A 26710-nucleotide genomic window follows, 5' to 3' on the forward strand; every position below is an offset into this window, starting at 1 on the left:
AACCAAACAGATTATCCCAAAGGAGTATTATCATGGACGCAGAAGCAGCGAAGTTGCTGGGTGCCGGTCTGGCAGCGATCGGTGCGGGCCTCGCCGCCCTCGGTGTGGGCAACGTGTTCGCCAAGTTCCTCGAAGGCGCGCTGCGCAATCCGGGCGCGGCTGACGGCCAGCAGGGCCGCCTGTTCATCGGCTTCGCGGCAGCAGAACTTCTCGGCCTGCTCGCCTTCGTCGTCGCCGTGCTGCTGATCTTCGTCGCGTAACCCACACGACATCCGAATTTCCCGGTCCGCATCCATCGGGGTGCGGGCCGGGCGGACGATCAGGAAGTAACCATGCCTCAAATCGCTCAAGTCGCCGAAACCTTCGCCTCGCAGATCTTCTGGCTGCTGGTGACGTTCGGGCTCGTCTATTTCGTCATCGGCCGGGGCATCGCGTCCAGGGTTCAGGGGACGGCGGACAAGCGCGACAAGATGGTCAGCGACGACCTCGCCGCTGCCGAAGCTGCACGCGCAGCCGCGGACGCGACCGAGGAAAAGTGGCGCGCGGAAGAAAACGCCGCGCGTGAAGAGGCGCAGAAGCTGATCGGCGCCGCCCGTCAAAAGGCGTCGGCGAACAGCGAGGTGACCGTCGCCAGGGCCAACGAGGCGACCGCCGCGCGGATCGCCGAGGCCGAGGCGCGGATCGCCGGGGCATCGCAGGCGGCGATGGCCGAAATCGAAACCGTCGCGGCCGATGCGGCGCGCGACATCGTAGCCCGTCTGTCGGGTGCGGAAGTCACCGACGCCGATGCGCGTTCGGCAGTGAAGGCAGCGATGGCGCATGGCTAATCCGGGCAATCTCTCCGCCGGTTCGCTGGAGGTTCAGGCGAACCTCTCCGAAGCCGCCAAGGGCCAAGGCATGGGCCTGCCCGACACCGGCGCGCAGGCGCTGACCGCCGCGGGCACCGATACGCCGGTGGGCTATGCCGATCCCGCGATCTTCGGCGTGGTCAATGCGACCGTCGTCGTGTCGCTAGCGATGGCAGTGTTTCTGGCGATCCTGATCTGGAAAAAGGTGCCGTCGCTGATCGCGCGCGGGCTGGACAACCAGATCGCGGCGATCAAGGCGCGGCTGGACGAAGCCAAGGCGCTGCGCGCCGAAGCCGAAGCGCTGCGCGACGAATATGCGCAAAAGATCGCATCGATCGAAGCGCAGGCCGCCGAAATGGTTCAACACGCCGAAGCCGAAGCGCAGGGTATCATCGCCAAGGCCGAAGTCGATGCGGCGGAACTGACCGCGCGACGTGCCAGGATGGCCGAGGACAAGATCGCGTCTGCCGAACGCACCGCGATCGCCGAAATCCGCGCCAAGGCAGCGGACGCAGCGGCGCGCGCGGCAACCGCGATCATCGCCGACAAGCACGGCGCGGCGGCCGACAAGACGCTGGTGGATCGGACGATCGCGGGGCTGTCGCGGCTCAATTGATCGGGATTCGTTCCGAATGTGAATGATGAAGAGGCCGGGCGGACGTCCGGCCTTTTTCATTTCCGCATTGCTTTCAGCCGTCATTGCGAGCGCAGCGAAGCAATCCAGTGTCGCGCGGAACGCTCTGGATTGCTTCGCTGCGCTCGCAATGACGGCTGGGTATTGATCCGGGAACCTTTGCATCCCCGCACTTGACGCATGCGCCTGCCCAAGCGAAGGGCAAGCGCTTCCAACCGCGTAATCGGGGATAGCGGGCTTCGTGACCACACTGCGTTTCGATCGCGGGCTGATCGCCCTGGTTGCGGGGTTCGCGCTGCTGCTGCTTGCGGTCGCCGGGACGATCGCGCTGTTCGTCGATCTCCAGCGCGCGCAGGGCGATTTCGCGCGGACGCTGACCGCACAGGAGCGGCTCGACCGCGTGCTTTTGAAATTGCAGGACGCCGAAACCGGCCAGCGCGGCTATCTGCTTACGGGCGATGCCGATTTCCTCGCGCCCTATTTTCAGGCGCAGAAGCTGATCCCCGAGCATCTTCAACTGCTCGACGACGTGGTGAGCAACCAGCAACAGCAGGACGATGTCGACCGGCTGCGCGTGCTGGCCGAAGCGCGCATGGCGGCGGCGGAGGAAACGCTGGGGTTGGGCGTCGGCGGCAATCGCGAACTGGTGATCGCGCGGCTGAATGCCGGCAAGTCGATCATGGACGACGCACGCGCCCTCGTCACCGAAATGCGCGACCGCCAGATCGCGTTGGTCGCCGCACGCGCCGATGATGCGACGTGGAAGGCGTGGATGCTGGGCACGTTGCTGGTGCTGTGTGCGCTTGCCGCAACCGCATTGGCCTGGTTCGCGGTGCGCGACGTACGACGGCGGCTGATCGCGGCATCCGCCGCGCGCGATGCGCTGGAGCAGACGAACGCACGCTTGAGCGAGGAAGCCGCCAATCGCGAAACGGTCGAGGGCCAGCTGCGCCAGTTGCAGAAGATGGAATCGATCGGCCAGCTGACCGGCGGCATCGCGCATGATTTCAACAATATGCTGGCGATCGTTATCGGCTCGCTCGACCTCGCCAAGCGGCGGATCGAACAGGGACCGGACAAGGCGCTGCCGTGTATCGACAATGCGATGGAGGGGGCCGAGCGCGCCGCGCAGCTGACTTCGCGCCTGCTTGCTTTCTCGCGCCAGCAGCCGCTCGCGCCCAAGGCGATCGACGTCAACAAGCTGATCGGGGGCATGTCCGAAATGCTGCGCCGGACGCTGGGCGAGAATGTTCGCATCGAAACTGTGATCGCGGGCGGTATCTGGCCGGCATTCGCCGATACCGGGCAGCTCGAGAATGCGGTGCTCAACCTGTGCGTCAACGGGCGCGACGCGATGCCGGATGGCGGCAAGCTGACGATCGAGGCGGCGAATTCGCACCTCGACGATCGCTATGCCGCCGACCATAACGAAGTCGAACCCGGACAATATGTCATGGTGTCGGTCACCGACAGCGGCACCGGCATGCCGCCCGAGGTGATCGAGCGCGCGTTCGATCCGTTCTACACGACCAAGGGCGTCGGCAAGGGCACCGGGCTGGGGTTGAGCCAGGTGTTCGGCTTCGTCAAACAGTCGGGCGGCCATGTGAAGATCTATTCCGAGATCGGCGTGGGCACGACGGTCAAGCTCTATCTGCCGCGCCATTTTGGGGAAGCAGCCAATGTCGAGGACGGCAAGGCCTACGCCGAACTGCCGCGCGCAAAGCCCGACGAGATCGTGCTGGTGGTCGAGGACGAAGACCGCGTTCGCCACATGTCGGTCGATGCGCTGCGTGAACTCGGCTATCTGGTGGTGCAGGCGTCGGACGCCAATCAGGCGCTGACCGTGCTCGAACTGCAACCGCGGATCGACCTGCTGTTCACCGACGTCATCATGCCCGACATGAACGGGCGGCTGCTGGCGGAGGCGGCTCGCGCGAAGCGGCCGGGGCTCAAGGTGCTCTACACCACCGGCTACACCAAGAACGCGATCGTCCATAACGGGATGCTCGACCATGACGTGGCGTTCCTGCCCAAACCATTCACGATTGCCGAACTCGCGGTGAAAGTCCGCGCGGTGATCGACGCCGAGGTGGCGACGATGGGCGAACCGAGCGCGAAATAATTTCCATCCGTTCGTTTCGGGCGAAGTCGAGAAACGTGTCCCGAGCGCCAAGCGCGCGTTTCTCGACTTCGCTCGATATGAACGGGTTTTCTGGTCCTTCCTTCTTCCTAAATGAGTAACCGCCACATGGCCTGGGTCATCCTGTTCATCGCCGTCTTCACCGAAATCTGCTGGGCGCTCAGCCTGAAATGGGCGGGGGACAAGGGGACTTGGCTGGCCGCGATCGTGCCGATCACGCTCAGCTTCGTGAACATGGGCCTGCTGGCGCTGGCCATGCGCGGCATTCCGGCAGGCACCGCTTATGCCGTGTGGACCGGGCTGGGCGCGGTGGGGGTCATCATCGCCAGCACGGTGCTGTTCGGGGACAGGATATCGCCGGTGCAGGGCATGTTCATGGCGCTGATCGTCATCGGCGTGATCGGGACCAAGCTGACCGCCGCGGCGTGATGCGACTGGCCTAATTCGCGAGCCCTCCCTAAATCGGGGCCGATGTCGTCGCCCAACACCCCCGACCGGTTCAACGAGGAAAAAGCCACCTATACCGTGCGCGGATCGGACAAGCCCGATCTGGCCGCCGGGGTGGCGGCGATCCGCAACGTGCTGAAGACGCTGCCCGCGCGACCCGGTGTATATCGGATGCAGGATGCGCGTGGCGACGTGCTCTATGTCGGCAAGGCGCGCGCGCTTAAGAACCGCGTCGCCAATTACGTTCAGGTCGAGCGGATGCCCAGGCGGCTCCAGCGGATGGTCTCGCAGACCCGCGCCATGACGATCGTCACCACCAACAACGAGGCGGAGGCGCTGCTGCTCGAGGCGCAGCTGATCAAGCGTTACCGCCCCGCCTACAACGTGCTTTTGCGCGACGACAAAAGCTTTCCCTTCATCCTGCTGCGCGCCGACCACGACTTTCCGCGCGTGCAGAAACATCGCGGGGCGCGGCGGGCAAAGGGCAATTACTACGGCCCGTTCGCCAGCGCCGGGTCGGTCAACCAGACGCTCAACGCGCTGCAGAAACTGTTCCTGCTGCGAAGCTGCACCGACAGTTTTTTCAACACGCGCGACCGGCCCTGCCTGCTGCATCAGATCAAACGGTGTTCCGCGCCGTGCGTTGATCGCATCTCGAAGGAGGATTACGCCGAACTGGTCGCCGATGCGAAGGCGTTTCTGGGCGGCAAATCGACCCAGGTGCAGACCAAGCTGGGCGCGCAGATGCAGGCCGCCGCCGAGAATATGGATTTCGAGCTGGCCGCGGTGCTGCGCGACCGGTTGAAGGCGCTGACCTTTATTCAGGGGACTCAGGCGATCAATGCCGAAGGGGTGGGCGACGCCGACATCTTCGCGCTCGCCAACAAGTACGGCCATATGGGCATCCAGGCATTCTTCATCCGCGGCGGCCAGAATTGGGGGCATCGCAGCTTCTTTCCCGCGCACACCGCCGACGTGCCGGAAGAGGAAGTGCTGCAAAGCTTCCTGATGCAATTTTACGAGGAAGTGCCGCCCGCGCGGAACGTGTTCGTCGATCGCGACCTGCCCGAGGCCGAGGTGGTGCAGCAGGCGCTGGCCGAGCGCGCGACCTACAAGGTGACGATCTCGGTGCCGCAGCGCGGTGACCGCAAGCGGCTGCTTGACCAGGCGAAGCGCAATGCCGAGGAAGCGCTCGACCGCCACAATGCCGAGAGCACGACCCAGGCGAAACTGCTGCGCGAGGTCGCCGAGCTGTTCGGTCTGGCCGAGCCGCCCGACCGGATCGAGATTTACGACAACAGCCATATTCAGGGGACGAACGCGCTGGGCGCGATGGTCGTCGCCGGGCCGGAGGGGTTTCGCAAGGGCCAGTATCGCAAGTTCAACATCAAGCGATCGGAGACGAAGCCCGGCGACGATTACGCGATGATGCGCGAGGTTTTTTCGCGCCGCTTCGCCCGCGCGCAGGCCGAAGACCCCGACCGCGACGCCAAGGATTCTTGGGGCGACTGGCCCGATCTGGTGCTGGTCGATGGCGGACGCGGGCAGTTGAACGCGGTGACCGAGGTGCTCGAGGAACTGGGGATCGAGGATGTCTGCGTCGTCGGCATCGCCAAAGGCCCCCATCACGGGCGCGACGGGCGCGAGGTCTTTCACCTGATGGACGGGCGCGAGTTCCAGTTGCCGGTCAACGCGCCGGTGCTCTTCTACCTCCAGCGGCTCCGCGACGAGGTCCACCGCTTCGCGATCGGCGCGCATCGCCAGAAGCGTGCCAAGGCGATCGGCGCGAGTCCGCTCGACGAGGTTCCCGGCATCGGACCTGCGCGCAAGAAAGCGCTGCTGATGCATTTCGGCACCGGTCGCGCGGTCCGCAACGCCAGCCTGAAGGATTTGCAGCAGGCCCCCGGCGTGTCGGCGGCAGTCGCGCAGCTGGTGTACGACTTCTATCACAGCCGTTGACGTTCGGCGGATCGATTTGAGCGAGGCCGCGGCGCTCCCGCGCGTTGCCGACGCTCCCCGGATCGACCTCCCCTAGTTTCCTGCCGATCATGACCGTCATCGGTTGACCCCTGCCATCCGTCCGATAGGTTGAGGGACAAGAGGGGAAATTCGGGGGCAATCGGAATGCGTTGGGGGATTGGGGTAACGGCCGCGTTGGTGGCGAGTGTCGGTGCATCGGCGGCCATTGCCAACGAAACGCCGGTCTATCGTGCAGCGCCCGAATGGGTGAAACCGGCGCCCGCGATCGATCTTGCCAAGCTGGACGCCGAATCGCCGGTGCTTCTGATTCTCGACCAGCAGCACCGGTTCGAGGATGGGCGCGTGACCATCTACGCCGATCAGGCGCTCCGCATGGCCTCGGCCCAGGTCGTGAATCAGGCCGGGACGATCCAGCTCCCCTGGCAACCGCACCACGGCGAACTGGTGATCCATCGCGCGGAAATTCTGCGCGCGGGAGAGACGATCGACCTGCTGGCCAAGGGCGAGCGCTTTGCGGTCCTCCAGCGCGAGGAACAGCTCGAACAGCTTCAGATGACCGGCATGCTGACCGCAACCATGACGGTTCAGGGTCTGCGTGTCGGCGATGTGCTTCGCATCACCTCTTCGGTCACCAACAAGGACGAGGCGCTGAAGGGTCAGGCGCAGACCGTCGCGCCGTTGATCGGTCATCCGGCGCGCACCGATTTCGCGCGGGTTCGCGTGCTCTGGCCGGAAGGCGTGCCGCTGAAATGGCGCGCGCTGGCCGAAGGGGTCACGCCACGCCAAAGCAGGACAGCCGGCTTCGAGGAGATCGAATTTGTCGGCACGCTCGACAAGTCGCCCGACCTGCCGACCGACGCGCCCATGCGGTATCGCCCGCTGCCGATCGTGGAGGCGACGACCTTTGCCGACTGGAATGCGGTGTCGCGGACGATGGCGCCGCATTATGCGACCGCAGGGTTGATCGCAGCGGGCAGCCCGCTGGCTGCCGAGGTCGCGAAGATCACGGGCAAGAGCAGCGATCCGCGCACCCGTGCCGCGCTGGCGCTGCAATTCGTTCAGGACGAAATCCGGTATCTCTTCAACGGCATGGCAGGGGGCAATTACATACCCCAATCGCCGACCCAGACCTGGTCGCTGCGCTATGGCGACTGCAAGGCCAAGACGTTGCTGCTGCTCGCGATGCTGCGCGAGATGGACATCGAAGCCGAAGCCGTGCTGGCCCATACCGAGATGGGCGATTTCGTGACGAAGCGGCTGCCGAGCGCGGCGGCGTTCGACCATGTCATCGTCCGCGCCGATATCGGCGGGGAATCGCTGTGGCTCGACGGGACGCGTTCCGGGGACCGGTTGGCGGATATCGGTGACGCGCTGCCGTTCCGGCATGTGTTGCCGCTGCGCACGGATGGTGCCGATCTGATGCCGGTCGAACTGCGCGCGCCGCACCGCGCCGACATCGATACGTTGCTGGAACTCGATCAGCGTGCGGGCGTGGATTTTCCTGCACCGTTCACGATCCGGATGACGTTTCGCGGCCAGCCTGCGCAACAGTTGCAGCAACTGGGCAGTCAGGGATCGCGCGAGCAGCTGGCGGAGGCGACGAGCGCCCTGATCCGCCCCTATGTCGGGACCGGCACGGTGTTCGGCGAGAAGGTTCACTATGATGGCGAGGCCGCGACGGCGACATTGACCGCGTCGGGCGTGACCTATCCGGGCTGGACGCGGAAAGGGGCCGAAAAACGGATCGCGATCGAATATCTGCTCGGCAATCTGAAATTCGCGCCCGATCGCACGCGCGGCAGTTGGCGCAACATCCCGGTCGCTACGGGAGAGCCGTCACGGATGGTCGTCACCACGCGAACCCGGATGCCGGACGATGTGCGGATCGAGGGGACGCCGGACTGGTCCGCGACCATCGTTGGTCTGCAAATGGGCCGTGCGGTATCGCTCGACAGCGGCGTGTTGACGATCCGTGAGCATCAGGCGGCGACCGGGGCGGAAGTCGCGACCGCCGAGCTGGCGGCGACGCGCCAGGCCGTTGCCCGCGCCAAATCCGATCTCGTTTATGCGGTGTCCAGCGAACAGACGCCGACCTGGCAACAGGTCGAGCGAGGACGCGGCGACGGACGTTTCGCGCCGATCCTGGCGGCCTATGCGGCCGATATCGCGCAATCGCCTGACGACAGTGCGCTTTTGTCCAACCGCGCCTGGTTTCGCGCGCGCATCCGCGACACGAAGGGGGCGATCGATGACCTGACCGCGGCAATCGCGATCGATGACAAGCCGCAATATCGGCTGAACCGCGGGGGCCACTATCGGACGCTGGGCGACGACGCAAAAGCGATGGCCGATTTCGATGCGGCCCACCAACTCGACGGCAGCGCCGCCGACGCGATCCACGCGCTCGCGACGTTGCGCGCCGAAACCGGCGATGGCGACGGCGCATTGGCGCTGGTCGATTCCCGCACATCGCCCGATGACGAGGAAGGGCGCAACTTCCTGGCCCTGAAGGCGACGGTGCTGGCACGGGGCGGCGCGGTCGACGACGCAGTCGATGCGCTCGATTCGGCGATCGCTGCCTCGCCGCGCGACGCGACCATGCTCAACAATCGCTGCTGGCTGAAGGGGACGCAGAATGTCTCGCTCGACGCCGCGCTCGACGACTGCACCCGCGCGATCACGCTTGCCGAGAATCCGGCCGCCGCGCTCGACAGCCGGGCGATGGTCTATTTCCGTCTGGGCCGGATGGACGATGCGCTCGCCGATCTGAACGCCGCACTCGATATCGTTCCCGACATGCCCGCCGCGGTCTATCTGCGCGGGATCGTGTTGTCTCATCGCGGCGACGCCAGCGGGGCGAAACGCGATCTGGACGTCGCCCGGATCCTGTCGCCCCGGATCGCGGAGGATTACGATCGCTGGGGCGTGAAACCGAAAGGCTGAGCCACGGATAGGCTTTCTGCCTTGTTCGCATGCGCAGCAAGGCGTAGCGCCACGCCATGCAAGCGCCCGCGACCTCCACCACCAGCCTCGACCGTCGCGGGCTTGGGTTCGGGCTGGGCGCCTATCTGATCTGGGGGTTCCTGCCGCTTTACTTCCTGCTGTTGGCGGGCGTGACGGCGGGGGAGATCGTCGCCGATCGGGTCGTGTGGTCGCTGGCGCTGCTGATCGGCATCCTGGCGGTCGCCGGGCGGTTCGGGAAGCTGGTGGCGGTGCTGCGCAACCCCCGCACACTGGGCCTGCTCGCGATCAGCGCCGCGCTGATTTCGGTCAACTGGCTGATCTACATCTGGGCGGTGCAGAACGGGCATGTGCTTGGCGCGAGCTTGGGCTATTTCCTCAATCCGCTGGTCAATGTGCTGCTGGGCGTCGTCGTGCTGGGCGAGCGGTTGAAGCGGATGCAGATGGCGGCGGTCGCGCTCGCCGCCGTGGGGGTCGCGGTGCTGGCGAGCGGCGCGGGGACGGGGCTGTGGATCAGCCTTTCGCTGGCCTTTTCGTTCGGGCTCTACGGGCTGATGCGCAAGATCGCGCCGGTCGAATCGCTCGAAGGGCTGACGGTGGAGACCGCGCTGCTTACCCCGTTCGCGCTTGCCTATATGGCGTGGCTGGCGAGCAACGACGCGCTGGTGTTCGGCGATGCGCCGGGGCTGACGGCGCTGCTGGTGCTGGCGGGCGCGGTGACGGCGGTGCCGTTGCTGCTGTTCGCGGGCGCGGCGCGGTTGTTGCCCTATTCCACGCTTGGGTTGCTGCAATATCTGGCGCCGACGCTGCAATTCGTGCTGGCGATCACGGTGTTCGGGGAGGCGATGACGACCGCGCATATCGTCTGTTTCGCGCTGATCTGGGCGGGGCTTGCGCTCTACGTACTGTCGTCGGTCAGGAAGCCGCGACCGGTGCCTGCCGCATAGGGCTTTTGCGCACCCGCCCGGCTTGGTCTATGCGCCGGCCATGACGCTCTACACCCGCTTTGCCGCGCATATCGATGCTGCGCTCGACACGCTTGTCTCCACCGGCGATCTGCCCGCCGACCTCAACCGCCGCGCCGTCACGGTCGAGCCGCCGCGCGATGCCAGCCACGGCGATCTGGCGACCAACGCGGCGATGGTGCTGGCCAAGCCCGCGGGCACGAACCCGCGCGCGCTCGCGGAGAAGATCGCGACCGAACTGGGCAAGATCGACGCGGTTGCCAGCGTGTCGGTGGCGGGCCCAGGCTTCATCAATCTGAGCCTGCGCGACGATGTGTGGCGCGACGAACTCCGCGCGATCGACGCGGCGGGCGACGCGTATGGCAAGTCCGACATGGGCGCGGGACGCACGGTCAACATCGAATATGTCTCCGCCAACCCCACCGGCCCGATGCATATGGGCCATTGCCGCGGCGCGGTGGTCGGCGATGCGCTGGCGTCCCTGCTCGAATGGGCGGGGCACAAGGTGATCCGCGAATATTATGTCAACGATGCGGGCGGTCAGGTCGATGTCCTCGCGCGGTCGGCGCACCTGCGCTACCGCGAGGCGCTGGGCGAGACGATCGAGATTCCCGAAGGCCTGTATCCCGGCGAATATCTGAAGCCTGTCGGCGAAAAGCTCGCCGCCGAGCATGGCGACCGGTTCGTGAGCGCGCCGGAGGGTGAATGGCTCGACCGGTTCCGCAAGGAAGCGGTTGCCGCGATGCTGGTGATGATCCGCGACGACCTGGCGCTGCTGGGCATCCATCACGACCTGTTCTCGTCGGAGGCCGAATTGCAGGCCGCGGGCAAGCCCGAAGCCGCCGAAGCGTGGCTCCGCGAACGCAACCTCGTCTATGACGGCGTGCTGGAGGCGCCCAAGGGCGAGACGCCCGAGGATTGGGAACCGGTCGAACTGCCGCTGTTCCGTTCGACCCAATTCGGCGACGATCAGGATCGCCCAATCAGGAAGTCGAACGGCAGCTGGACCTATTTCGGCGCCGACCTCGCCTATCATTTCCAGAAGGCGCAGAGTGCCGACGAACTGATCGACATCTGGGGCGCGGACCATGCGGGCACGGTCAAGCGCATCGTCGCCGCGGTCGCGGCGCTGACCGAAGGCAAGACGCGGTTCGACGTGAAGCTGGTCCAGATGGTCCGGCTGCTGCGCGGCGGCGAGCCGGTCAAGATGTCCAAACGCTCGGGCAATTTCGTCACGCTGGCCGATGTCGTGCGCGAAGTCGGCAAGGATGTGGTCCGCTTCACCATGCTGACGCGCAAGGCCGATGCCCAGATGGACTTCGATTTTGCCAAGGTGGTCGAGGCGTCGAAGGACAATCCGGTCTTCTACGTCCAGTACGCGCACGCGCGAATCGCCTCGCTCAACCGCCGTGCCGCAGAGGCACAGGTCGTGGCCAATGCTCAGCACCTGTCCCTGCTTGATACAGAGGAGTTGGCGCTGGTGAAGCGCGCCGCGCAGTTCCCGCGCATCGTCGAGAGTGCGGCACTGGCGCGAGAGCCGCACAGAATCGCCTTTTATCTCTATGACTTGGCGGCGGACTTCCATGCGGCCTGGAATGTCGGCAACGACCGCCCCGATCGCCGGACGCTGATTGCGGACAATCCGGGCCTGAGCAGCGCACGGCTTTTCATGGCGAACGCGATCGGGCAAATTATCCGAAATGGTCTCAGCGTCATGGGCGTGGAGGCTGCGACGGAGATGAATTGATGAGCGACGGCAGGGGCGGGGTAAGCGATGGGTGGCGCGAGACCACCCGGCGTGATGACGGCCTTCCGTGGCTTGAATCCGCGGGCGAGGATTATGGCGAGGGCGGCGGACAGCGGCGCGGGCTGTTGCTGTTCGTCGTTGCGGTCGCGATCATCGGTGCGGCGGCGTTCGCCTGGTGGTGGGCCAACCAGCCCGGCGGCGGTCCCGGCGGCACCGGCGAACTGATCGCCGCGCCCGAGGGCGACTACAAGACCAAGCCCGACCAGCCCGGCGGCATGGCCGTTGCGGGCAAGGGCGACCAGGTGTTCGTCACCAGCGAAGGCGGCGCGAGCAACGGCTCCGTTGATCTGGCCGCGGTTCCCGAAGCGCCGGTGCAGGGCACGGTCCAGCAAAAGGCCCCGCCGCCCGAGGTCGCCGGATCGAAGCGGGTCGTCGCCAATGTGCCGCAGGCGCAGGGTAGGCTCGAAGCGCGCGCACCGGTGCAGGCCGCGCCCCCGACCGCGCGCGGGACGGCGGGAGGATCGGTCGTCCAGCTCGGCTCGTTCCCCAGCGAAGGCGGGGCGAACGGTGCGTGGAAACAATTGTCGAGCCGGTTTTCGTATCTCGCACCGCTGGGCAAGGCGGTGGAAAAGGCCGAGGTCGATGGCCGCACCGTGTTCCGGTTGCGGGTCAATGCAGGCAGCGCCGCGCAGGCGCGTGAGCTGTGCGGCAAGCTGAAGGTCGCGGGCGAGCCCTGTTTCGTGGCGGGTAGCTGATTTCGTCATTGCGAGCGTAGCGACGCAATCCAGTATAGCCTGTGTGGTTCTGGATTGCTTCGCTGCGCTCGCAATGACGGGTGGGAGGTAGGGGGCCAATGATCTTCCTTCCCCCCGTCCGTTTCGAGCGAAATCGAGAAACGTGATCTTGGCGCTTGCTAAGCGTTTCTCGACTTCGCTCGAAACGAACGGGCACAGGACACGTGCCCCCCTCGCCACACCTCCACCACCGCGCTAAACCGTGCGCATGAAACCCGTGATCTTCGGCCTGTCCGGCCCGGTGCTTACCCCCGACGAGCGCGCCTTCTTCGCCGATAGCGAGCCCGCGGGCTTCATCCTGTTCAAACGCAATTGCGAAACCCGCGCCCAGATGCGCGCGCTGACCGACAGTTTGCGCGATCTTACCGAACGCAATGATGTGCCGATCCTGATCGATCAAGAGGGCGGTCGCGTCGCGCGGATGCAGCCGCCCGAATGGCCCGAATTTCCGGCAGGCCCGGCGTTCGATCGGCTCTATGACCTGGCACCGTCCTCCGCGATTGAGGCGGCGCGGGCGAACGGCCATGCGCTGGGGCTGATGCTCAGCGAAGTCGGGGTCAATGTCGATTGCCTGCCGCTGCTCGACCTCGCGCTGCCGGATACGACGCCCGCCGTCGCGTCCCGCGCGCTCGGCAGCGATCCGATGCGGGTGGCTGCCCTTGGCCGCGCAACGCTCGACGGGCTGAAATCGGGCGGCTTGGTCGGCGTGGTCAAACACATGCCCGGCCATGGGCGCGCGCGTGTCGACAGCCATTACGAACTGCCCGTCGTCGATGCGAGCGACGCCGAACTGGAAGCCGATATCGCGCCGTTCCGCACGCTCAACTGGGCACCGATGGGCATGACCTGCCACCTGATGTTCACCGCCTGGGACGCGGAAAACCCCGCGTCGCTGTCGAAGACGATCATCGAGCAAGTGATCCGTGGTCGCATCGGTTTCGACGGGCTGTTGATGACCGACGATATCGACATGAAGGCGCTGTCGGGCACCGCGGGGGAGAAGGCGGCGCGCGCGGTGGCAGCAGGCTGCGACCTCGTGCTCGATTGCTGGGCGCGGATGGACGAGATGGTGGAGATCGCGTCGCGGCTGGGCGAGATGGGGGCCAAGTCGCGCGAACGGCTGGATGCGGCGATGGCGACGGTTGCGGGGGGCGTGGACGGGGGCGAGATGTCGGAACTGGTCGCCAAGCGGGACGAGTTGCTGGCGTTACTCTAGCCCACCATCGGTTGGCTGTGTTGATATTTGGTGTTGGGCCGTGCTCGCTTAACCTCTACAATAAAATGAGACTATCGTCGTTAGGAACAGACGGCATGGACATTATTTCTGGAATTGCGGCTGTGACGTCTGCGCTTGGGATCGCCAAGACGCTTCGCGAGGTCGAAAAAAGCTATGACGAGGCAACTTATAAAATTCAAATATCAGACCTAATTGGCGCGCTTACCGACGCCAAACTTGCTATGGCTGATGCCAAAGAAAAGATGGCTGAGCAGGACCGGGAAATTATCCGACTAAAGGATAGCTTCGAGCAGCAGCGCGATCTCTACGTCGGTCCCGGCGATTACAAGTTCTTCAAAAACGATAGCGGTGTGCCTTCAGGGTTTCCGATTTGCCCAAGATGCGAAGCTAAAGAGGGGCGGCTGGTCCAACTGAGGCAGGACAACGTCATCATCCAGGCGAAGTGCCCAGTTTGCTCCAATATTTACAGGCCCGTCGAATGTTTCGTCCCGAGAACAGAGGGCGGCCCGACTACGCTGTTACAACTTGATGAGCAGCAACGCGAGATCGACCGCGCAAGAACTAACGCGGCGCTACGAAATCATGGACGCAGACTAGCTTGAACGTCTCTAGCGCACCCTTCCGCTAGGCTCGCGCCCGTGAACAACGAAACGCTCACGATCGATATCGACGGGTGGGATGGGCCGCTCGATCTGTTGCTTGCGCTGGCGCGGACGCAGAAGGTCGATTTGCGTGCACTTTCGATCCTCGAACTGGTCGAGCAATATCTGGCGTTTATCGATGGCGCGCGGGCGGTGAAGCTGGAGGTCGCGGCCGATTATCTGGTGATGGCGGCGTGGCTCGCCTACCTGAAATCGGGGCTGTTGCTGCCGCGCGATCCCGCCGTCGAGCCGAGCCCTGAGGAACTCGCGCTGCGGTTGCAACTGCGGCTCGAACGGCTGAATGCAATGCGCGAGGCGGGGGCACGGCTGATCGCGCGCGACCGGATCGGCCGTGATGTGTTCACCCGCGCCGCGCCCGAGGGACTGCGGGTGGTGCGCAAGAGCCTGTGGCAGGCCGAAATCTATGACCTGATCGCCGCTTATGGCCGGATTTCGGCGCGCACGCGCCCCGTGCTGCACGTCGTCGCCACTCGTCCGGTGATGACGCTGGAGACCGCACTCGAGCGGGTGTCTGCAATGCTGGGAACCGCGATCGAATGGACCGCGATCGAACGCTTCCTGCCCGGCGAGGCGGCGGGGGCGTATCGCAAGTCGGCACTGGCCTCGTCCTTCGTCGCGGCGCTCGAACTCGCGCGGCAGGGGAAGCTGGAGATGCAGCAGCAATCGGCCTTCGCGCCGCTCTATCTGAAGGCCGCCCCATGACCGATGAGACCAGGCGCGCGGTGGAGGCGGTGTTGTTCGCCGCCGATGCGCCGATGACGGTGGCCGAAATCCGCGCCTATGTCGGTGACGCGGTCGATGTCCGCGCGGCACTCGATGCGCTGGTCGAGGATTATTCGGCGCGCGGCATCCATCTGGTCAAGCGCGGCGACCGCTGGCATTTCGAAACTGCGCCCGACCTTGCCAATTTCCTGCGTCGCGACCGCGAGGAGCCGCGCAAGTTGAGCCGCGCGGGAATCGAGACGCTGGCGATCATCGCCTATCACGAGCCGGTGACGCGCGCCGAGATCGAGGCGATCCGGGGGGTGCAGATTTCGAAAGGCACGCTGGATGTGCTGATGGAGGCGGGCTGGGCGCGACCCGCGGGCCGCCGCGACGTGCCGGGCCGTCCGCTGACCTATGCCACCACGCCCGAATTCCTCAGCCATTTCGGGTTGCAATCGCGGCGCGACTTGCCGGGTATCGACGATCTGCGTGCGGCGGGGCTGCTCGATCCGGTCGATCTCGCATTCGAAGGACTGGGCGAAGGCTTAGAGGTGGAAACCGACGCCGACTCCGCCTAGATAGGGGCCAAGTCTAGGAGAATTCTCATGGGTAGTTTCAGCCTGATGCATTGGCTGATCGTCGGGATCATCGTGATCCTGCTGTTCGGCGGCAGCCGCTTTTCGAACATGATGGGCGACGTCGCCAAGGGCATCAAGAATTTCAAGAAGGGCATGGCCGAGGAAGACGAGAAGCCCGTCGAGCCGAGCCGGATCGAAGCACCGCGCGCCGCCGACCCGCGACCCGTCGAGCCCTATGCCGAGCCGCGGCCCGTCGATCCGGTTGCGACGCCCGCCCGCGACGATCCGCGCGACGTCGGTCAGCGCTGAGGTAGGTCGACATTGGATTGGGCGAACCAAAAGTAATTTAAGCCGTCATTCCCGCGAAGGCGGGAATCCATAAGCACCGGCATGGGTTATGGATTCCCGCCTTCGCGGGAATGACCAATAATGCTTAAACCGGATGTCACCACAGCCTAAAGGCCGTTCATGCTCGACGTCGCCCCGACCGAATTGCTGCTGATCGCGATTATCGCGTTGCTGGTGATCGGTCCCAAGGATTTGCCGAAAGCGATGCGCTTCGTCGGCAACTGGGTCGGCAAGGCCAAGCGGACCGCGGCGCATTTCCGCAGCGGCATCGATACGATGATGCGCGAGGCCGAACTGGAGGAGATGGAGAAGAAGTGGAAGGCGGAGAATGAGCGGATCATGCGCGAACATCCGCCCACCGCACACCATCCCGACCCCGAACCCGCCGCGCTGCCGGCGCCCGACCCTGCGGCACCTGCAACGGATAGCGACGACGACCAACCCGCCCAGGTCGCACGGCCCGTGATCCGCGACGATCCCGAATTGCCGCTCGATCCGCCGGCGCGGGTGGCTCCTGACACGGACAAGCTGCCGTGAAGGACATCGATTCGACCGAAGCGCCGTTGCTCGACCATCTGATCGAGTTGCGGCGTCGCCTGCTCTATTGTGTTGCGGCGTTGCTGCTGACCTTTTTCGGCGCCTTTTATTTCGCCGAGGAAATCTTTGCGTTTCTCGTCCAGCCGCTGGTCGCCGCCGGACAGGAGCGGGTGATCTATACCCAGTTGTTCGAGGCGTTTCTGGTGCAGGTGAAGGTCGCGTTCTTCGCGGCGATCATGCTGTCTTTCCCCGTGCTCGCCAACCAGTTGTGGCAGTTCGTGGCACCAGGCCTCTACAAACGTGAAAAGCGCGCGCTGCTGCCGTTCCTGCTCGCGACGCCGGTGCTGTTCATCGGCGGCGCGTCCTTCGCCTATTTCGTTGCGATCCCGACCGCGCTCACCTTCCTGCTGCAATATCAGGGCGACATGGGCGGGATTCAGCAGGACGCACTGCCGTCTGTGGGCAATTATCTGTCGTTCATCATGCAGTTCCTGTTCGCGTTCGGGATCAGCTTTCTGCTCCCGGTGCTGCTGATGCTGCTCGAACGCTCAGGGATCGTGACGCTGGCTCAGCTCAAATCGGCGCGGCGCTATGCGATCGTCGTCGCCTTCGTGCTGGCGGCGGTGCTGACACCGCCCGATGTCGTGTCGCAGTTCCTGCTCGCGGTGCCGCTGATCCTGCTGTACGAAATCGCGCTGATCGGCATCCGCATCACCCGCAAGCGCGAAGCGGCGCGCGCGCAGGCCGAAGAAGCCGACGCATAGAAAAGGGCCGCCGCGAAAGCTCGCGACGGCCCTTTTTTGCACAACCGCTTAGTTGGCGACGTCTTCGACGGCTTCGCCTGCCGACTGAACGTCGCGACCGACACCCTGAACGGTGTTGCATGCGCTCACAAGGAACGCGCTGGCGGCAATGGCAATCCCGATCATCTTACGCATGGTCTATCTCCGAAAACCTCTGTTGCGGTGGATCAATGCTCGCCACGCGGAGTCGTTCCGCGCGCTTAACGGTTCACCGCAAATACAAGAGCTTGGCTGTCGGAAACGATTAAGGCCCGAAAGCGTCACCGGGGGGGGGAGGGGTGGACGCTTCCGGGCCTATGTCTTGGATAGCGAGAGCGGGGGGGCAAAGAGTCGCTATCCGAAGAGCAGAACGACGAACGACAAGACGGGTTCCCGCCGCGATGCAAAAAAGTTCGAAAAATTTGAAACGGGTCAGCCGATGACCGAAATCGCGATTTCGTAGCTGCCGACCAGCGGATCATAATGGAGTGGCGCGCGCAATTGTCGGGCAAGGCCGCCGATGACGCGACCATAGCGGGTGGTGTTCAGATGATCGAACGCTTCGCCCGATACCAGCGAAGGCGACGACGCGCGCAGCACCGCGAATGCTGCGTCGTCGGATCGCGGTTTGAGCGAGATCGAGATCGCAGTCGGCTTGCGCGCGGCCATCGCCAGTTCGATGATTTCGGTCATCAGAAAGGCGGCGGCGACCGCGACGTCCTGGCTGACCATGATCGGATCGAGGTCGAGCGTGATGGCGGGCGCACCGTCAATATCGGCGGCGGTGGCGCGGATGTTCGACGCCAGTTCGCCCAGCACCGACCGCAATTCGACCCCGCGATTTTCCTCCATCTCCGCATAGTGATAGCGGTGGACGACCGCGAGCGCGTCGACGCGGCGCTGGATCGAAGCATAGGCCTGTGCCGCCTCACGGGTTTCCGCGCCGCGCGAATGGAAGTTGATGAGGCTGGCGATCACCTGGAGGTTGTTCTTGACCCGGTGATGGACTTCGCGCGTCAGCCGCGTCTGGCGGACAAGGCCTTGCGCCAGATTTTCCTCATGCTCCGCGACCGTCTCGGTCAACCGCCCGAAGGTTGCGCCCAGTTCGCGGATTTCCTGTGCAGGGGCGCGCATCGCCGCCAGTTCGGGCATGGTGGTGCCGGGCACATAGCTGCCGACCGTCGTCCGCAGGCGACGAAGCGGGCGGATCAGAAGGCGATCGACCACGAACCACGAAAGCGCGGCGGCGGCGAACCACATGATGAGCGGGAGCAGCATCGTCACCAGTGTCGGCGGGGTGATCGGCGCGGCGCGCACCGACACGTCGAGCGCCAACCCTTCGAAATCGAGATCGACGGTCAGCCGCTCACGCCGGTCGAGCGCGGTGCGTTCCGCGAGTTCGCGCAGCACCAGCGATTCCCCGCCGCGCGTCAGCTCGGCCGAATAGGGCGGGGCGAATTCGGTGGGGCGGGCGATTTCGGCAAGAAAGGCGGCGGGGAAAAAGGCGGTGGCGGTGGTCGATCCGTCGCTGCTCGCCAGGCGGATGGCCAGTCCCTGTCCGTCGATCAATGTCGCGGCGACGTCACCGGGAGAGCCGGGGGTTTCCAGATCGGGCAGCGGGATCCTCGCTCCGCAGATCAGCCGGTCGGCGGCGTCGGTCACGGCAAAGCGCGTGCCAGCGGAAAATTGCTGGGCGAACACGCCCTGTAACCGGGCGCATCCCGGCGCGTTGTTCGGATCGCCGCCCAGCGTGTCGAGCGCGACACGCAGCGCGCTGACATCGCCGAGCAATTCGATCGACAGCGCGCGGGCGCTTTCGGTTGCGGCGACGCGCAGCCGCGAGCGGGTTTCCTGATCGGCGATGCGGGTGGTCTGGACCGAGGCGAAAAAGGCGATGATCGCAAACGGCAGCAAGGCGATCGACAGGATCGCGAAGAGTTTGGCGCCAGTCGGCAGGTTCACGAACAACGCCGCCGGGCGGCGGTCGATCCCGCTGCCGGGTTTGGGCTGATCGGTCATGCGGAAATTGTCAGCCGAGCTTGCTCAACAGGTCGAGCATGGAATCGGGAACCTTTTCATCGACGGCATCGTGATAGACGGCCCGCAAAGCATCGCCCACGGATTTGTCCTGGGCGTTGCGCGAACCGGTCTTCGAAGATTTGGGGCTGGAAACTGCTGATTCTGTATCGTTCATGTTATCCGTTTGACCGGGTCCACCATCTGTACCGTTTCCCGACTGCACAACGTCCCCCTTAGAACCCGCATAATCCGGGACACTAAATTTCAATTCGCTCCCTGACGGGGCGATTTTGGCTGCGGTTACACCGCTCGCAGAAATCATGAAACCAAAGATCGCTTCGTTGGTTCCATGCTCGGTACAAAATTCGGGGGGCAAACTTCGATGCGTGCCGAAACAGGATTGCAAATGGTTGAATCGCTTCTCAAATGGCGGCGGTTCGCTTCGAAGGAGTAATATTCGCCCATGTCGCTTGGACAGCAGCTCGCGCCGCATCTTCCCTTTTTGCGGCGCTATGGCCGCGCGCTTACCGGCAGCCAGACCGAAGGCGATCGTTACGTTCGCGCCACGCTGGAGGCGATCGTCGCCGCACCGGAGGAGTTTCCGCGCGACGTCGATCCCCGGCTGGGGCTTTACCGCACCTTTCAGGTGATCTGGTCGTCGACCCATGTCGATGACGGCGATGTCGATATGGGCGGCGACGACGACAACGAAGCCATCGCGCGCGCACGTCTTGCCCGCATCGCGCCGGTGTCGCGCCAGGCGCTGCTGCTGACCGCGATGGAAGGCTTCACCACCGAAGACACGGCCTATCTGATCGGCGCATCGACCGGCGAGGTCGACGAACTGGTGTCGGACGCGCTGTCAGAAATCGATCGCCAGACGCGCGCGCGCGTACTCATCATCGAGGACGAGCCGATCATCGCGATGGACATCGAACAGATCGTCCGCGACCTGGGCCATGACGTGACCGGTGTTGCCGTCACCCGCGACGAAGCGGTCGCGCTGGCGATGGAGGACCGGCCCGGCCTGGTGCTGGCCGACATCCAGCTGGCCGACGATTCGTCGGGAATCGACGCGGTGAAGGATATTCTGGCCGAATTCAACGTGCCCGTCATTTTCATCACCGCCTTCCCCGAGCGGCTGTTGACCGGCGAGCGGCCCGAGCCGACCTTCCTGATCACCAAGCCGTTCCAGCGCTCGACGGTGAAGGCTGCGATCAGCCAGGCGCTGTTCTTCGATCAGGCGACGGTCCCCGCCAATTAAATCGCGGATCGGGACGGACCCAAAACGATATTGGGGGGTTGAGTGAATATGGCTGACGACAAAGAAACCCATATCGATGGCGAACGGGCACGCGCGGGGGCAACGCCGCACATGACGCGCGTCATCCTCCCCGTATCGCTGGTGCTGGTGATTATCGTCTTCGTGGCGCTCACTTATCTTCGCTAAGGCGGCACTAGTATCCCTGCACTTCCGACGCTAGGTTCGGCGGATGGTTCGCCCATCCGCCCCGCGTCCGATCGGAATTCGATGACCGACCCCGACTATGACGACGACGGCGAAACCGCGGCAGCGGTCGAACATGTCGCGCTGTCCGACGATGAGTTCAAAACCCAGCTGGCGCAGGTGATCCCGCATCTGCGCGCGTTCGGGCGCTCGCTGTCGGGCAACCGCGATCTCGCCGACGATCTGGTTCAGGAAACCTTGCTCAAGGCATGGGCCGCGCGTCAGCGGTTTCAGGCGGGCACCAACATGCGCGCCTGGACCTTCATCATCCTGCGCAACCTGTTCCTGTCGCAAATGCGCCGGTCACGGTTTCGCGGCGAATGGGACGACTTGGTCGCCGACCGCATTCTCGCGGCTCCGGCTAGCCAGGACCGCCATGTCGAACTGTCGGATATGCAGCGCGCGTTGATGCATTTGCCCCAACCGCAGCGCGAGGCGCTGATTCTGGTCGGCGCAGGCGGCTTTGCCTATGAGGAAGCGGCGGAAATCTGCGGCGTCGCGGTCGGCACGATCAAGAGCCGCGTGGCACGCGGGCGCGTTGCGCTCGAAGGATTGTTGAGCGACGGGCAACTCGAATCGCGGCGCCTGCACAAGCAGGATCCCGATCGTTCGACGCTCGATACGATCATGGACGAAGTGGACGACCTCAGCCGCGGCCGGTGAGGTTCAGGGTGGTCTGCGCCCCCGATCTCAGCGCGTTCGATCCCGGATTTAGCCAACATTTTGCTCGAAACGAACGGGTGGGGCAGGTTGGGTTTTCAGAAGCCGACGGTTTGCGCTCGCAAATCTCGCAAGCGCTCAGCGTTTGTCCGTCCCGGTCAGCGCATCGAGCTTGTCGAGGCAGGCCACCATGTCGCTGGGCAGCGTGTTGCGCTCGAAAGCAGACCTGAGCGCCGGGCCGAGGCGCGCGATTTCGACCGGGTTCTGCACCACATAGGGGCGACCCGCGCGTCCGTTACGGTCCTGTTGGCTCAGAAAGCTCATGTCCGGTAGAACGACCGAAAGCACCAATCGTTGCCTGATTTCGCGGGCAGGCCAAAAAGGATGCGACTGCGGCATGATGGACACGATGGGAACGGTGGGAATCGACGACGCGGTGCGGCGGATCGAATCAAATTCGCCGTTTCTCCGCATGATCGCGGCGCGCGAAGGCGAACTGGTCGCCAGCATGGCGTCGGCGATGGCCGATCCGATCGCCGCCGCCGAAGCCGATACGCTCGACCTGCCGGTCGCACAGGCGCTTCGCGTCGCACGGCGGCGGCTGGCGCTGATCGTCGCGGTGGGCGACCTGGCGGGCGAATATCCGCTGGAGCGGGTCACCGGGGTGCTGAGCGCTTTCGCCGACCGCGCGCTCGACCGCGCGATCCGGGCGGCGATCGAGGAGCGGACGCCGGGTGCGGCGCCGCGCGGCTTCGTCGCCATCGCGCTCGGCAAGCAGGGGAGCCACGAACTCAACTATTCGTCGGATATCGATCCGATCCTGTTGTTCGACCCCCGGACGCTGCCGACCAAGGCGAACGAAGCGCCCGAAGAGGCTGCGGTGCGGATCGCCAAGCGGGTCGTTGAACTGCTCCAGGCACGCGACGGCGACGGCTATGTATTGCGCGTCGATCTGCGGTTGCGCCCGTCGCCGGAGGCAACGCCGATCGCGATCCCCGTCAACGCGGCGATCTCCTATTATGAATCGCAGGCGCTGCCGTGGGAGCGGGCGGCATTCATCCGCGCGCGCGGCTGTGCGGGCGATGCGGCGCTAGGCGATTATTTCCTGTCGGCGATCCGACCCTTTGTCTGGCGGCGCGCGCTCGATTACGGGGCGATCGGCGAGATACGGTCGATCACCCGGCGCATCCGCGATCACTATGCGCAAGGTCAGGCGTTCGGCCCCGGATATGATCTGAAGCGCGGGCGCGGCGGCATTCGCGAAGTCGAATTCTTCGCACAGGTGCATCAGCTGATCCACGGCGGGCGCGACCCCGCCCTGCGCGCGCCCGCGACGCTGGACGCGCTGGCGAAGCTGTCGGCGGCGGGATGGATCGCCGGGGATGCGGCGCGCGATCTGGGGAGCGCATATCGCTTGCTTCGGACGATCGAGCACCGGGTGCAGATGATCGACGATCGCCAGACTCACGCGCTGCCCGATGTCCCCGACGCGCTCGATCGGGTCGCGCGGCTGCACGGCCTGGCGGATGGCGACGCCCTGGTCGCGCTCATTCGCCCACATATCGAGGCGGTGGGGGCGCTTTACGACGCGCTCGATCCGGACGGCGACAGCGCGCTTGCCAGCGAAGGCGAATCGCTGACCGCACAGTTGAAGGGGGCGGGCTTTGCCGATCCCGAACAGGCGACGCGGCTGGTGCAGGGATGGCGCGCCGCCCGCTATCCCGCGCTCAGGAGCCCGGCGGCGCAGACCGCGCTGGAGGCAGCGCTGCCCCGGCTGGTCGAGGCGATGCGCGAGGCGGCGGACCCCGGCGCGGCACTGCTCCGGCTCGATGCGATCCTGTCGCGCCTGCCGAGCGCGATCAATTTCTTCCGCCTGATGGAGGCGCGCCCGGCGCTCGCGCGGCTGCTGGGCACGATATTGAGCCATGCGCCGACCTTGGCCGATGTGCTTGGTCGCCGCGTCGAACTGCTCGACCGGCTGATCGACGCGACCGCGCTGGGCGAGGTGCCCGATGCGGCGGCGCTGGCGGACGAAATGCGGGCGGTCGATGCGGGCGGCGATTATCAGGCGCTGCTCGACCATGTTCGAAAGATCGTCAACGAAACCCGCTTTGCGCTGGGGGTTCAGATCGTCGCGGGGGCGTCCGATCCGCTGGAGGTGTCGCACGGCTATGCCCGGCTGGCGGACGCGGCGATCCAGGTGCTGGCGGATGCCACCATTGCCGAATTTGCGAGCGCGCACGGGCGGGTGCCGGACAGCGAACTCGTGATCCTGGCGCTGGGGCGCTATGGCGGAGAGGCGCTGACCCATGCCTCGGACCTCGACCTCATCTACCTGTTCACCGGCGATTATTCGGCCGAATCGGATGGCAAGAAGCCGCTGGGCGCGGTGCTCTATTACAACCGGCTGGCGCAGCGATTGTCGGGGGCGCTGTCGGTGCAGACCGCATCGGGTCCGTTGTATGAGATCGACACGCGGCTGCGGCCTTCAGGGGCGCAGGGTCCGCTGGTCGTCTCGCTCGACGGCTTCGCCAAATATCAGCGCGAACAGGCCTGGACCTGGGAGCATATGGCGCTGACACGTGCGCGTGCCGTCTATGGCTCGGCGCAGGCGCGTGGCGCGGTTCAGGCGGCGATCTACGCGGTGCTGGCCGGGGATCGCCCGGCGCGCGACGTGGTGGCGGAAGCGGCGACGATGCGCGACGAGATGGCCGCGCACAAACCGCCCGCCGGACCGTTCGACGTCAAATTGCTGGATGGCGGCCTCGTCGATCTGGAATTCGCGGTGCACGTCCGACAGCTGATCCATCGCAGCGGTTTCGACCCGCATCTGGGCCGCGCCATCGCGCTGTTGGCGAACGAGGGGCTGCTGCCCGCCGGGCTGGAGGCGGCGCACGACCTGATGACGCGGTTGCTGGTGGCGCTGCGGCTGGTCGCGCCCGATGGCAATGCGCCGCCGCCCGCAACCCAGGCGATCGTCGCGCAGGCGACCGGGCATGAAAGCTGGGACGACGTGGTTGCCGCGCTCGACGCCGCGCGGCAGACGGTGCGCGATTGCTGGGCGCAGGTGCGCGACGATAATCGCCAGGAACAGGGAGTGACGCCATGACGATCGCAGTCGGAGACCGCTTGCCGGATGTTGCGCTGACGATGATGGACGGCAGCACGCAATCGCTGGCGAGCCGAAAGGGCAGGGCGCTGCTCCTCTATTTCTATCCCAGGGACGACACGCCGGGCTGCACCAAGGAGGCGCAAGGGTTCAGCGACCGCGCCGACGACTTTGCCGCGCTTGGCGTCGATATCCTCGGCGTGTCGAAGGACAGCCCCGCCAAGCACGCCAAATTCACGGAAAAATACGCGCTGAACATCGATCTCGCGACCGATGACGGGTCGGCGCTGGAGGCGTTCGGGTCGTGGATCGAAAAATCGCTCTACGGCAAGAACTATATGGGCATCGACCGATCGACCTTCCTGTTCGATGCCGACGGGAAACTGGTGCGCGAATGGCGCAAGGTGCGCGTACCGGGTCATGTCGATGCGGTGTTCGAGGCCGCACGAACATTGTCGCGCGATTGACGGCAAATGGCCTCGCTCGGTCGCCGTCACGCACCCGAATCGGCGAGGCAAGAGGCCGGTTTCGGCTGCGAAACGGATTCGAAAAATCGGCGTCAATCAGCAGATTTACGGACCGATTTCGCTGCGGTTCAACGACTCGGCGCACGGCACAGGCGGTTTACCTCGCCTAATCGAGCAAACTATTGTGTTGGTTGACGGGCTTCCGCACTAACATCCCTGTTCCGGAGCGGAGGGGCTGCTGACGGGACATCGCAATTTTCTGCCACCGCCTTGGCAAAGGGGCGGGGCTCCAAATTCGGGTCGCCGGGGATCAATGATCGCAACCGTAAACAGCCTAACGACGACGGGGCTCCAAAAGTTCCGTTCGCTTTTCACCACCAGGGATTTCATCTTCAACGACGGTCGCGACGTGCGCGAATTTAGCGTTGCCGGTCGGACTCAGGCACTGATGGCCGGGATCGCCGCCGTCACCCTGTGCTTTTCCGCCTATGGCGTGACGCAGGCCGCATCGGGCGCCGCTGCCGTGACGGGTGTGACCTCGGGCGCGAAGCTCGCCGAGATGGAGCGTGAAGTCGCCGAAATGCAGGCGAACGTCGCCAAGGTTCGCACCGCCGCTGCCGAACACGCCAAATTGCTCGAACAGCGTCAGGCGCTGATCGTCGCGGCTATGGCGGGCGAGGGCAATCCGGGCGATTTCGATCTCGCTGCGCTGACCGCATCGGGCGCGATCGACGCCGAGACCGCTGAAATTCTGGCGCCGCTGCGCCGTGCCGAAGCCGGTCAGATGGCAATGGTCGCAAAGGCCGACGCCGCGCTTCAGGCGCGCTACGCCGAAACCGCACGCGAGTTGCGCCGTCTGGGCCTGTCGCCCAATCGCATCGCGACGCGCGGCGCGATGGGCGGTCCGCTTGAGGAAGTGAACGAGAACAACGCTGCCGAGGCTTCCGCCGACGCGCAATTCCGTTCGCTGGTGCAAAGCTGGAAGCGGCTCGATTCGCTTGAGGAAGCGTCGATCGCGATCCCGTCGATGCAGCCAGTCGCCGAAATGCGCCTGACCAGCAGCTTCGGCGTGCGCAGCGATCCGTTCCGCGGTTCGCAGGCATTCCACGCCGGGCTCGATATTCCCGGGCCGGTCGGCACGCCGATCTACGCCACCGCCGACGGCATCGTGTCGCGGTCGGAGCGCGCTGGCGCTTATGGCCTGCTCGTCGAAATCAACCACGGCAAGGGTATCCAGACCCGCTACGCGCATTTGTCGAAGATGCTGGTCAATCCCAACACCCGCGTCCGTCGCGGCCAGCTGATCGGCCTGATGGGCTCGACCGGCCGATCGACCGGTCCGCATCTCCATTACGAAGTCCGCATCGACGGCCGCGCCGTCAACCCGACGCCTTATATCCAGGCGGGCGACCAGCTCGTCGCGATGCAGGATCGCGCGCTCAAGAGCCGCAATTCGGCTGGCATGGGTGGCCCGGCCAAGTAAGTTCGCATTGGCTCAGCAATCGAGAGGCCCGGCAAGCATATGCTTCGCCGGGCTTTTTCGTGGGTGCGGTCAGGACCAAGGGGTGGAATTCAAATTGGGT

The 26710-nt window shown here is 65.1% G+C and carries 27 protein-coding genes; 23 read left to right on the forward strand and 4 right to left on the reverse strand.

Going from position 1 to position 26710, the window contains the following annotated elements:
* Positions 1-32: 32 nt before the first annotated feature.
* The 17 genes from ACX0GZ_RS07385 to tatC all read left to right on the forward strand — a co-directional run bounded on the left by ACX0GZ_RS07385 (position 33) and on the right by tatC (position 17347).
* Entirely contained in the window at positions 33-260 is a 228-nt protein-coding gene (locus ACX0GZ_RS07385) for a F0F1 ATP synthase subunit C (RefSeq protein ID WP_055927075.1), read from the forward strand.
* A gap of 72 nt (positions 261-332) precedes the next feature.
* Positions 333-827: a F0F1 ATP synthase subunit B family protein gene (locus ACX0GZ_RS07390; RefSeq protein ID WP_458814908.1), complete on the forward strand. Its 495-nt coding sequence runs from the start codon at positions 333-335 to the stop codon at positions 825-827.
* A complete protein-coding gene (locus tag ACX0GZ_RS07395) occupies positions 820-1464 on the forward strand; it encodes a F0F1 ATP synthase subunit B family protein (RefSeq protein WP_458814910.1) in 645 nt (214 codons plus the stop codon). The genes ACX0GZ_RS07390 and ACX0GZ_RS07395 overlap by 8 nt, the downstream gene beginning before the upstream one ends.
* A gap of 259 nt (positions 1465-1723) precedes the next feature.
* Entirely contained in the window at positions 1724-3604 is a 1881-nt protein-coding gene (locus ACX0GZ_RS07400; RefSeq protein WP_458814912.1) for a CHASE3 domain-containing protein, read from the forward strand.
* A gap of 126 nt (positions 3605-3730) precedes the next feature.
* Complete coding sequence (locus tag ACX0GZ_RS07405; RefSeq protein ID WP_458815268.1) at positions 3731-4051, forward strand: DMT family transporter; 321 nt, start codon at positions 3731-3733, stop codon at positions 4049-4051.
* A gap of 42 nt (positions 4052-4093) precedes the next feature.
* Positions 4094-6028 carry an excinuclease ABC subunit UvrC gene (uvrC, locus tag ACX0GZ_RS07410; RefSeq protein ID WP_458814914.1) on the forward strand — a complete coding sequence of 645 codons (1935 nt, stop codon included), beginning with the start codon at positions 4094-4096 and terminating at the stop codon, positions 6026-6028.
* 165 nt (positions 6029-6193) lie between these two features.
* Complete coding sequence (locus ACX0GZ_RS07415; RefSeq protein ID WP_458814916.1) at positions 6194-8992, forward strand: DUF3857 domain-containing protein; 2799 nt, start codon at positions 6194-6196, stop codon at positions 8990-8992.
* A 56-nt stretch (positions 8993-9048) separates the two neighbouring features.
* Entirely contained in the window at positions 9049-9957 is a 909-nt protein-coding gene (gene rarD / locus ACX0GZ_RS07420; RefSeq protein WP_458814918.1) for an EamA family transporter RarD, read from the forward strand.
* A gap of 40 nt (positions 9958-9997) precedes the next feature.
* Complete coding sequence (gene argS, locus ACX0GZ_RS07425) at positions 9998-11722, forward strand: arginine--tRNA ligase (protein WP_458814920.1); 1725 nt, start codon at positions 9998-10000, stop codon at positions 11720-11722.
* Positions 11722-12477: an SPOR domain-containing protein gene (locus tag ACX0GZ_RS07430; protein WP_458814922.1), complete on the forward strand. Its 756-nt coding sequence runs from the start codon at positions 11722-11724 to the stop codon at positions 12475-12477. The genes argS and ACX0GZ_RS07430 overlap by 1 nt, the downstream gene beginning before the upstream one ends.
* A gap of 247 nt (positions 12478-12724) precedes the next feature.
* Positions 12725-13732, forward strand: coding sequence for a glycoside hydrolase family 3 N-terminal domain-containing protein (locus tag ACX0GZ_RS07435; RefSeq protein ID WP_458814924.1), 1008 nt, complete (start codon positions 12725-12727; stop codon positions 13730-13732).
* Between the two features lie 95 nt (positions 13733-13827).
* A complete protein-coding gene (locus ACX0GZ_RS07440) occupies positions 13828-14355 on the forward strand; it encodes a hypothetical protein (RefSeq protein WP_458814926.1) in 528 nt (175 codons plus the stop codon).
* Between the two features lie 36 nt (positions 14356-14391).
* Positions 14392-15117, forward strand: coding sequence for a segregation and condensation protein A (locus tag ACX0GZ_RS07445; protein WP_458814928.1), 726 nt, complete (start codon positions 14392-14394; stop codon positions 15115-15117).
* On the forward strand, positions 15114-15698 hold the full coding sequence (scpB, locus tag ACX0GZ_RS07450) for an SMC-Scp complex subunit ScpB (protein WP_458814930.1): 585 nt from the start codon (positions 15114-15116) through the stop codon (positions 15696-15698). Before ACX0GZ_RS07445 ends, scpB begins: the two co-directional genes overlap by 4 nt.
* A gap of 27 nt (positions 15699-15725) precedes the next feature.
* The gene (locus tag ACX0GZ_RS07455; RefSeq protein ID WP_458814932.1) at positions 15726-16007 is read left to right on the forward strand and encodes a twin-arginine translocase TatA/TatE family subunit; all 282 of its coding nucleotides are present in this window, start codon (positions 15726-15728) and stop codon (positions 16005-16007) included.
* Positions 16008-16166: 159 nt separating this feature from the next.
* On the forward strand, positions 16167-16583 hold the full coding sequence (gene tatB / locus ACX0GZ_RS07460; protein WP_458814934.1) for a Sec-independent protein translocase protein TatB: 417 nt from the start codon (positions 16167-16169) through the stop codon (positions 16581-16583).
* Positions 16580-17347 carry a twin-arginine translocase subunit TatC gene (gene tatC / locus ACX0GZ_RS07465; protein ID WP_458814936.1) on the forward strand — a complete coding sequence of 256 codons (768 nt, stop codon included), beginning with the start codon at positions 16580-16582 and terminating at the stop codon, positions 17345-17347. Before tatB ends, tatC begins: the two co-directional genes overlap by 4 nt.
* Before the next feature lie 48 nt (positions 17348-17395).
* Here tatC and ACX0GZ_RS07470 read toward each other — a convergent pair whose 3' ends face one another.
* The 3 genes from ACX0GZ_RS07470 to ACX0GZ_RS07480 form a co-directional block, all read right to left on the reverse strand.
* Entirely contained in the window at positions 17396-17521 is a 126-nt protein-coding gene (locus ACX0GZ_RS07470) for an entericidin A/B family lipoprotein (RefSeq protein ID WP_458814938.1), read from the reverse strand.
* A 276-nt stretch (positions 17522-17797) separates the two neighbouring features.
* Positions 17798-19384: a sensor histidine kinase gene (locus ACX0GZ_RS07475; RefSeq protein ID WP_458814940.1), complete on the reverse strand. Its 1587-nt coding sequence runs from the start codon at positions 19382-19384 to the stop codon at positions 17798-17800.
* Positions 19385-19394: 10 nt separating this feature from the next.
* Positions 19395-19790: a NepR family anti-sigma factor gene (locus ACX0GZ_RS07480; RefSeq protein ID WP_458814941.1), complete on the reverse strand. Its 396-nt coding sequence runs from the start codon at positions 19788-19790 to the stop codon at positions 19395-19397.
* Between the two features lie 57 nt (positions 19791-19847).
* Between ACX0GZ_RS07480 and ACX0GZ_RS07485 the strand changes: the two genes are divergently transcribed.
* The 3 genes from ACX0GZ_RS07485 (at position 19848) to ACX0GZ_RS07495 (ending at position 21554) form a co-directional block, all read left to right on the forward strand.
* Complete coding sequence (locus ACX0GZ_RS07485) at positions 19848-20648, forward strand: response regulator (protein WP_458814942.1); 801 nt, start codon at positions 19848-19850, stop codon at positions 20646-20648.
* A 48-nt stretch (positions 20649-20696) separates the two neighbouring features.
* The gene (locus ACX0GZ_RS07490) at positions 20697-20834 is read left to right on the forward strand and encodes a hypothetical protein (RefSeq protein WP_458814944.1); all 138 of its coding nucleotides are present in this window, start codon (positions 20697-20699) and stop codon (positions 20832-20834) included.
* A gap of 81 nt (positions 20835-20915) precedes the next feature.
* Complete coding sequence (locus tag ACX0GZ_RS07495; protein ID WP_458814946.1) at positions 20916-21554, forward strand: sigma-70 family RNA polymerase sigma factor; 639 nt, start codon at positions 20916-20918, stop codon at positions 21552-21554.
* A gap of 135 nt (positions 21555-21689) precedes the next feature.
* Here the strand turns inward: ACX0GZ_RS07495 and ACX0GZ_RS07500 are convergent, their stop codons facing one another.
* Entirely contained in the window at positions 21690-21875 is a 186-nt protein-coding gene (locus ACX0GZ_RS07500) for a hypothetical protein (protein WP_458814948.1), read from the reverse strand.
* Positions 21876-21948: 73 nt separating this feature from the next.
* On the opposite strand from ACX0GZ_RS07500, the gene ACX0GZ_RS07505 reads away from it, so the two are divergent.
* From ACX0GZ_RS07505 to ACX0GZ_RS07515, 3 genes are all read left to right on the forward strand, one after another.
* A complete protein-coding gene (locus tag ACX0GZ_RS07505) occupies positions 21949-24660 on the forward strand; it encodes a bifunctional [glutamine synthetase] adenylyltransferase/[glutamine synthetase]-adenylyl-L-tyrosine phosphorylase (RefSeq protein ID WP_458814951.1) in 2712 nt (903 codons plus the stop codon).
* A complete protein-coding gene (locus tag ACX0GZ_RS07510) occupies positions 24657-25127 on the forward strand; it encodes a peroxiredoxin (RefSeq protein ID WP_458814953.1) in 471 nt (156 codons plus the stop codon). The genes ACX0GZ_RS07505 and ACX0GZ_RS07510 overlap by 4 nt, the downstream gene beginning before the upstream one ends.
* 448 nt (positions 25128-25575) lie before the next feature.
* Positions 25576-26610: a peptidoglycan DD-metalloendopeptidase family protein gene (locus ACX0GZ_RS07515; RefSeq protein WP_458814955.1), complete on the forward strand. Its 1035-nt coding sequence runs from the start codon at positions 25576-25578 to the stop codon at positions 26608-26610.
* Positions 26611-26710 lie beyond the last annotated feature (100 nt).

This window comes from Sphingomonas aestuarii (assembly GCF_054457155.1).

Excerpts from the sequence above, each read along its gene's own strand:
- argS (WP_458814920.1), top strand. The coding sequence starts at position 9,998 with ATGACGCTCTACACCCGCTTTGCCGCGCATATCGATGCTGCGCTCGAC.
- ACX0GZ_RS07470 (WP_458814938.1), bottom strand. The coding sequence starts at position 17,521 with ATGCGTAAGATGATCGGGATTGCCATTGCCGCCAGCGCGTTCCTTGTG.
- ACX0GZ_RS07515 (WP_458814955.1), top strand. The coding sequence starts at position 25,576 with ATGGCCGGGATCGCCGCCGTCACCCTGTGCTTTTCCGCCTATGGCGTG.
- ACX0GZ_RS07430 (WP_458814922.1), top strand. The coding sequence starts at position 11,722 with ATGAGCGACGGCAGGGGCGGGGTAAGCGATGGGTGGCGCGAGACCACC.
- ACX0GZ_RS07455 (WP_458814932.1), top strand. The coding sequence starts at position 15,726 with ATGGGTAGTTTCAGCCTGATGCATTGGCTGATCGTCGGGATCATCGTG.
- ACX0GZ_RS07440 (WP_458814926.1), top strand. The coding sequence starts at position 13,828 with ATGGACATTATTTCTGGAATTGCGGCTGTGACGTCTGCGCTTGGGATC.
- ACX0GZ_RS07415 (WP_458814916.1), top strand. The coding sequence starts at position 6,194 with ATGCGTTGGGGGATTGGGGTAACGGCCGCGTTGGTGGCGAGTGTCGGT.
- ACX0GZ_RS07505 (WP_458814951.1), top strand. The coding sequence starts at position 21,949 with ATGATGGACACGATGGGAACGGTGGGAATCGACGACGCGGTGCGGCGG.
- rarD (WP_458814918.1), top strand. The coding sequence starts at position 9,049 with ATGCAAGCGCCCGCGACCTCCACCACCAGCCTCGACCGTCGCGGGCTT.
- ACX0GZ_RS07390 (WP_458814908.1), top strand. The coding sequence starts at position 333 with ATGCCTCAAATCGCTCAAGTCGCCGAAACCTTCGCCTCGCAGATCTTC.
- ACX0GZ_RS07435 (WP_458814924.1), top strand. The coding sequence starts at position 12,725 with ATGAAACCCGTGATCTTCGGCCTGTCCGGCCCGGTGCTTACCCCCGAC.
- ACX0GZ_RS07405 (WP_458815268.1), top strand. The coding sequence starts at position 3,731 with ATGGCCTGGGTCATCCTGTTCATCGCCGTCTTCACCGAAATCTGCTGG.
- ACX0GZ_RS07495 (WP_458814946.1), top strand. The coding sequence starts at position 20,916 with ATGACCGACCCCGACTATGACGACGACGGCGAAACCGCGGCAGCGGTC.
- ACX0GZ_RS07500 (WP_458814948.1), bottom strand. The coding sequence starts at position 21,875 with ATGAGCTTTCTGAGCCAACAGGACCGTAACGGACGCGCGGGTCGCCCC.
- ACX0GZ_RS07475 (WP_458814940.1), bottom strand. The coding sequence starts at position 19,384 with ATGACCGATCAGCCCAAACCCGGCAGCGGGATCGACCGCCGCCCGGCG.
- uvrC (WP_458814914.1), top strand. The coding sequence starts at position 4,094 with ATGTCGTCGCCCAACACCCCCGACCGGTTCAACGAGGAAAAAGCCACC.
- ACX0GZ_RS07485 (WP_458814942.1), top strand. The coding sequence starts at position 19,848 with ATGTCGCTTGGACAGCAGCTCGCGCCGCATCTTCCCTTTTTGCGGCGC.
- scpB (WP_458814930.1), top strand. The coding sequence starts at position 15,114 with ATGACCGATGAGACCAGGCGCGCGGTGGAGGCGGTGTTGTTCGCCGCC.
- ACX0GZ_RS07490 (WP_458814944.1), top strand. The coding sequence starts at position 20,697 with ATGGCTGACGACAAAGAAACCCATATCGATGGCGAACGGGCACGCGCG.
- ACX0GZ_RS07510 (WP_458814953.1), top strand. The coding sequence starts at position 24,657 with ATGACGATCGCAGTCGGAGACCGCTTGCCGGATGTTGCGCTGACGATG.
- ACX0GZ_RS07395 (WP_458814910.1), top strand. The coding sequence starts at position 820 with ATGGCTAATCCGGGCAATCTCTCCGCCGGTTCGCTGGAGGTTCAGGCG.
- tatB (WP_458814934.1), top strand. The coding sequence starts at position 16,167 with ATGCTCGACGTCGCCCCGACCGAATTGCTGCTGATCGCGATTATCGCG.
- ACX0GZ_RS07385 (WP_055927075.1), top strand. The coding sequence starts at position 33 with ATGGACGCAGAAGCAGCGAAGTTGCTGGGTGCCGGTCTGGCAGCGATC.